General features: G+C 44.8%; 3 protein-coding genes. All 3 read right to left on the bottom strand.

Annotated features, from left to right (window positions below):
* A partial coding sequence (locus tag ACFEL9_RS25875; RefSeq protein ID WP_385896240.1) for an Ig-like domain-containing protein occupies positions 1–2798 on the bottom strand: 2798 nt, incomplete at its 3' end.
* A 959-nt stretch (positions 2799–3757) separates the two neighbouring features.
* Complete coding sequence (locus ACFEL9_RS25870) at positions 3758–4783, bottom strand: PorP/SprF family type IX secretion system membrane protein (RefSeq protein ID WP_385896237.1); 1026 nt, start codon at positions 4781–4783, stop codon at positions 3758–3760.
* Between the two features lie 10 nt (positions 4784–4793).
* The coding region (locus ACFEL9_RS25865) for a T9SS type B sorting domain-containing protein (RefSeq protein ID WP_385896234.1) at positions 4794–8429 on the bottom strand (3636 nt) is incomplete at its 5' end.

Here is an 8429-nt window from a genome sequence, read left to right as displayed (position 1 = left end):
GCCGTTGTTGAACCTGTGCCACCTGTTGCAACGGTGTACCACAATAAAGTATTACCAGCTGCGGGTGTTGCTGTTAAAGCTGTTGCTGTTGCACCCTGGCAATAAACTACCGGTGATGTAACGGTTGGTGCTGCAGGTGTAGGATTTACTGTTACAGTAATAGAAGCTCTTGGGCCTTCACAATTAAGAGAAGTAACCTGGCTTACATAATAAGTTGTTGAACCTGCAGCAGCAGTAGAAGGAGTTGGTGCTGTTGCTGAACCTGTGCCACCTGTTGCAACGGTGTACCACAATAACGTATTGCTACCAGATGCTGTTGCTGTTAAAGCTGTAGCAGTTGCACCCTGGCAATACACCACAGGAGTTGTAACGGTTGGTGCTGCAGGTGTAGGATTTACTGTTACAGTGATGGAAGCTCTTGGGCCTTCACAGTTAAGAGAAGTAACCTGGCTTACATAATAAGTTGTTGAACCGGCAGTGGTAGTAGAAGGAGTTGGTGCCGTTGTTGAACCTGTGCCACCTGTTGCAACGGTGTACCACAATAAAGTATTACCAGCTGCGGGTGTTGCTGTTAAAGCTGTTGCTGTTGCACCCTGGCAATAAACTACCGGTGATGTAACGGTTGGTGCTGCAGGTGTAGGATTTACTGTTACAGTAATAGAAGCTCTTGGGCCTTCACAGTTAAGAGAAGTAACCTGGCTTACATAATAAGTTGTTGAACCTGCAGCAGCAGTAGAAGGAGTTGGTGCCGTTGCTGATCCTGTACCACCTGTTGCAACGGTGTACCACAATAAAGTATTGCCAGCTGCGGATGTTGCTGTTAAAGCTGTTGCTGTTTCACCCTGGCAATAAACTACCGGTGATGTAACGGTTGGTGCTGCAGGTGTAGGATTAACTGTAACAGTAATAGAAGCTCTTGGGCCTTCACAATTAAGAGAAGTAACCTGGCTTACATAATAAGTTGTTGAACCGGCAGTGGTAGTAGAAGGAGTTGGTGCCGTTGTTGAACCTGTGCCACCTGTTGCAACGGTGTACCACAATAAAGTATTACCAGCTGCGGGTGTTGCTGTTAAGGCTGTTGCTGTTGCACCCTGGCAATAAACTACCGGTGATGTAACGGTTGGTGCTGCAGGTGTAGGATTTACTGTTACAGTAATAGAAGCTCTTGGGCCTTCACAGTTAAGAGAAGTAACCTGGCTTACATAATAAGTTGTTGAACCTGCAGCAGCAGTAGAAGGAGTTGGTGCCGTTGCTGATCCTGTACCACCTGTTGCAACGGTGTACCACAATAAAGTATTGCCAGCTGCGGATGTTGCTGTTAAAGCTGTTGCTGTTTCACCCTGGCAATAAACTACCGGTGATGTAACGGTTGGTGCTGCAGGTGTAGGATTAACTGTAACAGTAATAGAAGCTCTTGGGCCTTCACAATTAAGAGAAGTAACCTGGCTTACATAATAAGTTGTTGAACCTGCAGTGGTAGTAGAAGGAGTTGGTGCCGTTGCTGAACCTGTGCCACCTGTTGCAACAGTGTACCACAATAACGTATTGCTACCAGATGCTGTTGCTGTTAAAGCTGTAGCAGTTGCACCCTGGCAATACACCACAGGAGTTGTAACGGTTGGTGCTGCAGGTGTAGGATTTACTGTTACAGTGATGGAAGCTCTTGGGCCTTCACAGTTAAGAGAAGTAACCTGGCTTACATAATAAGTTGTTGAACCTGCAAAAGCGGTAGAAGGAGTTGGTGCTGTTGTTGAACCTGTGCCACCTGTTGCAACAGTGTACCACAATAACGTATTGCTACCAGATGCTGTTGCTGTTAAAGCTGTAGCAGTTGCACCCTGGCAATACACCACAGGTGATGTAACGGTTGGCTCAGCAGGCGTAGCATTTACAGTCCAACTATAAACATTTGTTACACCCCAATTACAACCCGCTACACTTGTCGCTTCACGTCGTGTTTTAATTCGAATAATATTTGTTCCTGTGAGACCAGTAGTAGAAATGGGCGTTCCCGCAGTGTAGACCGACCAACTAACTCCTCCATTGATGCTAAATGAATCTTTGTCGGCATAAAGCCCGGGAGCACCACCAGACCCACCCGAAAACGTGGCCGAAACACTTTCCCCTTCACAAACAGCAGCGGAATTCGGGGATGGAATAACATTATTAGAAACAAGTTCTGGATATACATTAAATGTTGCGACTGCACTATATGCAATAGTTCCACATCCATCCGTTACTTTTCTGCGATAACAATAGGTGCCCGATGATGTGAATGCTGGCGGATTATAGCTTGATTCGTTATTAGTGCCATCGGCTGGTACCCAGGTGCTGCTACAACCAGAACCCGCCTGATAACTTTGTTCCCATTCATAAGTATACGTCGGATTGCCTCCCGAAGCTCCTCCATAAGGCGGGTTGGTACCATCAATATTTGCATTGCCGCCAATACAATAATTACCACCTGTTGTATTAATTGAACCGGGCTCTAAAGCATTATAAAATGAAAGCGTTGCAATAGCTGACACGACATTTACGCATCCACTTTTAGAAATCTCAACATGATAATTTCCTAACTCAGTTACTGTAACAGCATTTATGGTGTAAGATGAAGAGTTGGCGCCGGTTATTGGAGTCGCATTATGATACCATTGATAAGAAGTAGGATTGTCATCCGCCACGACGCTAAAAGTCACAGAGCTACCTGTGCACACTAGTTGAGAAGCCGGTTGCGTGGTAATATCAGGACATTGCGCCTCTACCTTCAATCCAAAAGCAATCAAGAATAACAAACCCAAAAACACAGGTGCAAAAAAGTTATAGCATGGCCCTTTGATTAGCCTTTTATTTAAAGCAGTGATAGTATTTGGGCGGACGAGGTTCATTCCTGATTATAAACCTTGGTTTGTTTATAAAATTCTCAAGGGAGTTTACAACGATACTAGATTAGAACACGGTCTGGAGGCACAAAAAATTAAAAAAGCCCCATCACTTACACTGATTTAGCGGATAAGCAAAAAACAGGTGACCAACAAGGACGACTCCTTGTTAGCTATATGCAGATGAAAAGTTTTTTGTTTTAAACGGGAATGCTGAAGTGTAGAAATGAGTTTTCATTTGCGCCAATTTTGGTTGAAAAAAAAGTGGAGTTTCTGTAGTGGTATTGGTGGTACTGCGGTATTCGGGTCGGCTGACTAGGATTGAGGAGTGGGTATAAAAATAGCAATCTTTGTCAATTTTTATAATTAATCAGCAACTTAATTAACCCCAAAATAATACAGGGCTGGCAGAGGTTTGTAAAGAATTGATTACCAGTTGTGTAGGTTTTAGCAAACCACTAAATTAATTTTCGTAGAAAGGGCGGAGGGAGGATTTAGGAGGGCGGTGCTATAGCAACTGTAAAGTCATATCCTTATTAAACTGCCAACCTCTGCATTCTCCTCCCACTCAAAGCCCATTCAAAGGCGTAGTAAAAGCGTTCAGCATGCATGGATGCAGCATAGATGGTGTATGGATGCTGTATAGATAGTGTATGGGTGGGTTTATCATCAAAGGGGATATTCAGCCGGAGCGATAGAATTTGCTGGTAATTCGACTGACGCCGGTGGGGTCAATAGTGACCTGGAATGCTCATTTGTAAAGTCGACATGAAATGGACAAAAGAATTAAGGTATTACCAGGATTGTATAAAGAATGATTGCTGATTTTTGAAATGATCAATCACGGGAAAATTGTGCAGCCGGGATGATTTATCCATTTATTTCCAGGGACAAGGTATAACGCCACTGGGTTTTTTCACGCCGCGGATGATCAATGAAAGTTCCCATGTCTTAGGTTTACGGCTGGCCTGGTTCAGTTTTGAAATAGTTATATCATAACTCAAGCCAAATTGAAAGTCTCCGTAAGCTAAACCGGCATAAGGGATGATGGCATTTTTTGACCAATACCAAAGTCCTGCATTAATCAATGATTCTGCCGCATCACCCAAATAGTAACCTAATCCGCCGCCCACCGAAAAATAACTGGCCTTATCCTGGAATTGGTAAATACCATTCGTGTTTAACACCACTCTTTCATTTAAGAATGTTTCAAAATTGGTGTGTGCTACTTTGCGCATGGCCAGTACCTGGTTCTCATCTTTCAAAAAAGTTTGTTTGGGTTTATTTAAATGAAATCCTGCAACACCCAGATCAAAATTGCTTTTTAACGAGGTATACGAATACACAAGTCCTGCACTGGCAGAAAAATAGGGCCGCATATTTTCTAAAGCGGCTTCACCCGTTGGCAGATTGGTATTGAACCCGTTTCCGGCAAATTGTTCTTCAAAAGTTAACCGGTCAAAAGCAACATGTCGTCTGCCGTAAATGGCGCCAAATCCTAAACCAAGTCGTTGCTTTCGCTGATCATTTTCCATCAGCTTGATATTGTAAGAAAGATTGAATGAAGCATACGTACTCTTTACCACACCGCTCATGGCATGATCAAACATCAGCATGGCGCCGATACCGATAATATTATTTTCAGTTTCTACATTCGGAATTTTATTCTGCATGATCTTCATGTCATACGAAATGGTTCCGGTTACATAGGGACTTGCCGGGCCTATCCACTGGTCTCTGAAATTGGAAATAACCCGCCAGTCTGCATTGATGTTGGCGGTGAGTCCCGGGTTTATATTAAGCGGGGAGGAAAAAAATTGTGAAAAGCTGGGATCCTGGGCAAACACGGATCTTGCTCCCATCAGTAAAAAGATAACTGCCACCAATCGTTTCAAAGTTTTCATGATCTGAAATTTATCTTATTAAAACTGAATTTCCAGCACGTTTAAAATATTTTCCATCTTCACCAGTTGCTTCCAGTGTCCAGGTATAGGTATCCATCACCTGCGGAACGCCTTTAAAGTTTCCATCCCATCCTTCCTTCAAAATATTTGTTTCAAATACTAACTGTCCCCAGCGATTAAACACACGGAAATATTTCAGCTCACGGATACAAACCGGTATCGGGAATAACCGGTCGTTATGACGATCATTATTCGGTGACCAGGCTTTTGGAACAAAAATATCAGACGTACACCCGGGATCCAATTGACGCATCACTACAGCTAATGTATCCACTACCGGGCAGGCACTTCCATCATCAATTGTGATTGTATATTCCGTGTTTGCGCTATGGCGGAAAGTTGGATTCTTAATATTTGTTGCACTCAATCCCGTTGGCGGATTCCAGGTGTATTTATCATTAGCGCCAATCGTTCTGGCCGTCAACGGTGTCGAAACATAGGGTGACGTAGTTACTGTTGGATAACGTACTGATTTTCCGCCCTTGTTTACTGTTATGGTTACCTGCACCGTTTTAACAAATGTACAGCCGCCCGATGCAGAAGCTTTAATGTAATACGTTCCGCTGTTGGCAATTACTTTCGGGTTACTTATTGGTGTAGTTAATGCTGCATCCATCCAGTAAGTAAATGTCAGCCTTGGATCGCTTCCGGCAGTGATGGCAGGAGCAGTAATGTCAACCGTTGCCGGTGCACACACATTGGCAGGATTCGTTACCACAAATGATGGTGATGATTGTATGCTCACGGTAACAGGCTCAATTGTCGCACAGCCAAATTGATTTACACTTTTAATGTAATAAGTGCCCGCATACACTGCCTTTGGATCAGGTATTGCATTGGTGGCCGCTTCATCCAGCCAATAAGTAAATGTTAGTCCCGCATCGGAACCTGCTGTCACCGATGGATCTGTAAGATTAGCAGGAGAACATAAAGTGATATCCGATGTAACAACTTTTGGCGCCTGCTCAGCCTGGCCAACAGTTGCAGTCGTTGTAGCTGTACAGCCATTTGCGTCAGTAACATTTACCTCGTAAGTTCCGCTGGCGAGATTTGAAATGTCTTTTGTTGCAGCTGCAAATCCTTGTGGCCCTTTCCAATTGTAAGTGTAGGGCGAATTACCTCCATTAACCAGCAGGTTGACAGCACCATTCTTCGCTGTACAGGTGGCGCTATTAACTGTTTTGTTTACTGTGAGAATATTGCTTTCCTGGCTTATCGTTGCTGTCGTAGTGGCGGTACAACCGTTGGCGTCGGTCACAATTACTGTATAGTCACCCGCCGCTAATCCATTCAAATCTTCTTTTGCAGAAGAGAAACCATTGGGACCTGTCCATGCATAGCTATACGGAGCCGTACCTCCATTTACTGTCAGGTCGATGGCGCCGTTGCTTGCTGTACAGGTTGTATTGGTCACCTGCTGGTTGAGTGTAATGATACTGCTAACCTGGCCTACAGTCATTGTTCTTGATTGCGTACAGCCATTGGCATCTGTTACCGTCACCGTGTAATCACCGGGTGCGAGTCCGCTAAGATCTTCATTGGTAGAACTAAAATTGCCCGGGCCGATCCAGCTATAGGTATAAGGAGCTGTGCTGCCACTTGCATTGATGTCGATAGTTCCGTTATGGGCCAGGCAAACAGCATTTGTAACAAGCTGGCTGATGGTAAATGTATTAGTCACTTTCTCTAATGTCACATTCGCAGTAGAAATACATCCGTTTACATTTACAGTTACTGTATAGTTTCCGGGTGCAAGGGCGGTGAATACATTGCTTGACTGGAAGTCGACGCCATTAATACTGTAGGTAATGCCATTGCCCGGTGCAGGCAAGGTAACTGTTATTGTGCCATTAATGCTGTTGCAAACAGGCGGCGTTGTTGTAACCGTTGGAGCAGGCGGTTGAGGTGTTACGTTCAGATGTAATGTGGCAACAGAATCACAACCATTGGCTGCAACGAGTGTTGCGGTATGATTACCGGCAGTGGTGATGGACAGACCATTCCAGGTATAGGGTAATGCTGCTTCGCAGATAGTAATCGTTTCTTCACCTGTTACAGCAGGGTTGACAATTAAATGCAGTGTTGCAACAGAGTCACAACCGGATGCAGCAACCAGTGTTGCGTTATAATCACCGGCAGCAGTAATGGACTGACCATTCCATGTATAAGGCAATGCTGCTTCGCAAATGGTGATCGTCTCTTCACCTGTTACAGCAGGGTTAACAATTAAATGCAGTGTAACAACGGAATCACAACCGGCCGTGCTTGTTAATGTCGCAATATGATCACCGGCCGTTGTGATGGACAGACCATTCCAGCTGTATGGTAATGTTGCTTCGCAAATGGTAATCGTTTCTTCACCTGTTACAGCAGGATTAACAATTAAATGCAGTGTAACAACCGAGTCACAACCGGCAGTGCTTGTTAATGTTGCAGTATGCTCACCGGCAGTAGTAATGGATTGACCATTCCAGCTGTAGGGCAATGCTGCTTCGCAAATGGTAATCGTCTCTTCACCCGTTACAGCAGGATTAACAATTAAATGCAGCGTGACCACCGAATCACAACCGGCCACACTGGTAAGTGTAGCTGTATGCTCACCGGCTGTTGTGATGGACAGACCATTCCAGCTGTATGGCAATGCTGCTTCGCAAATGGTAATGGTCTCTTCACCTGTTACAGCAGGATTGACGATCAAATGCAGTGTAACAACCGAATCACAACCGGCAACACTGGTGAGTGTAGCAATATGATCACCGGCTGTTGTTACCGACAGACCATTCCAGCTGTATGATAATGCTGCTTCGCAAATGGTAATGGTTTCTTCACCTGTCACCGCAGGATTAACGATCAAATGCAGTGTGACCACCGAATCACAACCGGCAACACTGGTGAGTGTAGCAATATGATCACCGGCTGTTGTTACCGACAGACCATTCCAGCTGTATGGCAATGCTGCTTCGCAGATAGTGACAGTCTCTTCACCGGTCACCGCAGGATTAACAATTAAATGCAGTGTAACAACCGAGTCACAACTGGATGCGGCAACAAGCGTTGCGGTATGCTCACCGGCAGTAGTAATGGACTGACCATTCCAGGTGTATGGTAATGCTGCTTCGCAGATGGTGATCGTTTCTTCACCCGTTACAACAGGATTAACAATTAAATGCAGTGTTGCAATGGAATCACAATCCGCCACACTGGTAAGTGTAGCTGTATGCTCACCGGCAGTGGTGATGGATTGACCATTCCAGGTGTATGGTAATGCTGCTTCGCAGATGGTGATCGTCTCTTCACCTGTTACAGCAGGATTAACGATCAAATGCAGTGTGACCACCGAATCACAACCGGCAACACTGGTGAGTGTTGCAATATGATCACCGGCTGATGTGATAGAAAGACCATTCCAGCTGTATGGCAATGCTGCTTCGCAAATGGTGATCGTCTCTTCACCTGTTACCGCAGGATTGACGATCAAATGCAGTGTAACAACCGAATCACAACCGGCCGTGCTTGTTAATGTCGCAATATGATCGCCGGCTGTTGTTACCGACAGACCATTCCAGCTATAGGGTAATGCTGCTTC

Origin of the sequence: Terrimonas alba (assembly GCF_042434975.1) — a bacterium.
Taxonomy (GTDB): domain Bacteria; phylum Bacteroidota; class Bacteroidia; order Chitinophagales; family Chitinophagaceae; genus Terrimonas_B; species Terrimonas_B alba.
Note: the sequence above shows the minus strand (reverse complement) of the source record. Positions and strands in the feature narration are given on the sequence as shown.